The sequence below is a fragment of the Roseobacter sp. genome (genome assembly GCF_024639605.1).
Taxonomy (GTDB): domain Bacteria; phylum Pseudomonadota; class Alphaproteobacteria; order Rhodobacterales; family Rhodobacteraceae; genus Roseobacter.
In genome coordinates this window covers 1-2,746 of record NZ_JAHEHZ010000257.1, presented here as the reverse complement: position 1 = coordinate 2,746, position 2,746 = coordinate 1, and the positions used below count along the sequence as shown (strand labels likewise).

General features: G+C 59.9%; 2 protein-coding genes. One reads left to right on the top strand and one right to left on the bottom strand.

The features are described 5' to 3' along the window. The coding region (locus Q0M35_RS18480; RefSeq protein ID WP_295317716.1) for a GNAT family N-acetyltransferase at positions 1-793 on the top strand (793 nt) is incomplete at its 5' end. 448 nt (positions 794-1,241) lie between these two features. Here Q0M35_RS18480 and Q0M35_RS18475 read toward each other — a convergent pair. Beyond that, a protein-coding gene (locus tag Q0M35_RS18475; RefSeq protein ID WP_295317715.1) for an IS3 family transposase occupies positions 1,242-2,593 on the bottom strand; the annotation gives its coding sequence in 2 pieces (ribosomal slippage) (positions 1,242-2,257 and positions 2,257-2,593; 1,353 coding nt in all). Positions 2,594-2,746: the final 153 nt, after the last annotated feature.

Genomic DNA, 2,746 nt, shown 5'->3' with positions numbered 1-2,746 from the left:
TCTGGCAATCTGTCTTGCCGGCCTCTGGAGCGAATATGTCGAGAAACGGGGCTTCTGGCTCACGATCATGCCCGGTGCCGATCCCGTATGGAGCGCCGAGACGGCCAACATTCTCGATCGGCTGGGCTTCCATCAAGGTGCGTCCCTTGCCGCACCGGAGCGCTATCTGGTCAATGTCGATCTGTCAGCCGAGATGCTGCGCCGAAGTCTCGACCAGAAATGGCGCTACAATCTGAAAAGGGCCGAAAAGAACGCTTTTGAGATTACCATTCTTGAAGCAGGCGATGGCCTCGACCGCTTCATGGCGCTCTACGACAGGATGCTCCAGCGCAAGGACTTCAACGACGGCTCTGCAATCTGGACCCTCCCGGATATTCTCGCCACCCGAACAGCCGAACTGTTGCCGATGGTGGTCATGGTCCGCCACGAAGGTCGCGACACGGCCGGTGCCATCGTCGACACGTCAGGTGAAAGAGCCGTCTACCTTTATGGCGCGACTGACGATCGGGCGCTTCCGCTGAAGGCCGGCTACGCCCTGCACTGGTGGATTGCGGAGCGGCTTTGCGCGATGCCAGGGGTCAAATGGTACGATCTCGGCGGTGACCAAGGCGATCAGGGCTTGCGTCAGTTCAAGAAGGGGTTCGTTGGCAAGGAGGGTGTGATTGCAGTCATGCCTGCCGAGCGCCATGCCTCGGCAAGCCTGAAGGGCTGGATCGCTGGCAGAACTGTTTATGGCCTGCGCGGCGCCCAGCAGGTCGCCGCCGACCTCCACCAGCGCCTTCGGCTCAGCTAATGCGGCAGGGATATTTTAGGCGACGGACCTGACGAACCGATCAACGGACCGAAGAGTCGTTCGGGTTGTTCGCAATTCACGTTCCATCCCTTCCAAATACGCGACCTACTGACGACGTCTTGCGCCCAACATAGCTGCGGCCGGCGAACCGCGAACGTTTCGAATGTCTGCCCTCACGTCATAGAAGCAAGTCAGCTCTCGCCCGTGTAGTGAAAGGCTGGTCACGGGAACGCATTTGCGAATTCTAACTGTCCGCCGAATGACGGCTATGGGCCGCGAATGCCGGGCGGCGATTTGAATTGAAAGTCTCAAATGGGCTCGTTTTTACCGTCCTGGTCGCCGGCGTGCACGCTGCGAATGGGCTTATGGACACAATGTCCGTCATCAAATGGAATGGGACAACTGAGCGTTCCTGGTAACGGAGGCTCTGGCTCATCCGGGTTCAATGTTAGGCGGCCTGGCGCTGATGGCGCAAGCGTCGGTTTTGGATGGTCATTTCCTTGATCTTCTTCCTCCTCTCGATGATGGCGCTGCCACGCCCGAAGTAGACGTCTGCCGGTGTCAGATTGCCGAGGCTCTCGTGGTAGCGCCGGGTGTTGTAGTGATCGACGAAAGCCTCGACCTGGCGTTCCAGGTCACCGGGCAGAAAATAGTTCTCGAGCAGGATCCGGTTCTTCAGCGTCTGATGCCAGCGCTCGATCTTGCCCTGGGTCTGGGGATGCCAGGGCGCACCACGGACATGCTCCATGCCGTGGTCGTCCAGCCAGTCGGCCAGATCGCCGGCGATGTAGGACGAGCCGTTGTCGGATAAAAGGCGCGGCTTGTGAACCACTGTGGCGTGATCGCAACCTGATGCCTCGAGCGCCATCGTCAGCGTCTCGGTGACATCGTCCGCCTTCATCGTCGTGCACAGCTTCCAGGCGACGATATAGCGGGCGTAGTCGTCGAGGATGGTCGACAGATAGAACCACCCCCAGCCGATGACCTTGAGATAGGTGAAGTCGGTCTGCCAGAGCTGGTTCGGTGCCGTCGTCTTGTCGTGGAACTCGTCGGCGGCCTTGACGACGATGAAAGCCGGGCTGGTGATCAGGTCATGCGCCTTGAGCAGGCGATAGACCGAGGCTTCTGACACAAAATAGCTTTTCGTGTCGGTGAACGTGACGGCCAGTTCCCGCGGCGACAGATCCGGTTCGTCCAGGGCGAGATCGATGATCTCCTGGCGGACATCATCGGGAATGCGGTTCCACACCCGCCCCGGTCGGCTGGTGCGATCTTCAAGGCCGGCAAGACCGAAGGCCTGGTAGCGGTCATACCACCTGTAGAACGACGTCCGTGCGATGCCGAGCTTGTGCAAGGTGTGCTTGACCGGCAGATGCGACTGTTCGACCAGGCGGATGATATCGAGCTTCTCGGAGGCCGGGTATCTCATGCGTCGTCGCCCCCATCCGCAATCATGCTTTTTTTAAGCAGGCGGTTCTCCAGGGTGAGGTCGGCAACGAGTTCCTTCACATCGCGCATCTCGCGGCGCAGATCCCTGACCTCGCCGCTGTTGGCCTGGCGTTCGGTATCACCGGCCAGCCGCTTCTTGCCGGCTTCGAGGAACTCTTTCGACCAGCTGTAATAAAGGCTCTCGGCGATCCCCTCGCGGCGGCACAGCGCGGCAATGCTGTCCTCGCCACGCAAGCCGGCCAGAACGATCCGGATCTTCTCTTCGGCCGAATGGCGTTTGCGGGTCTTGCGCCGGATGTCCTTCACGGTCCGGTCAGCCGCTGCTTTTGCGTCCATGGAATTCTGTCTCATCGTCTGTCCTCGTCGGTTACGATGAGCCCGAAATCCTCCGTTACGCAATCACCTCAATCTGTCCCAAAGGCGCTGATGCCGGACAAGGTCTTCGGATCGGAGCGCCTTACCGGCGCCATCCTCGATCGCCTGACCCACCACATCCATATTCTC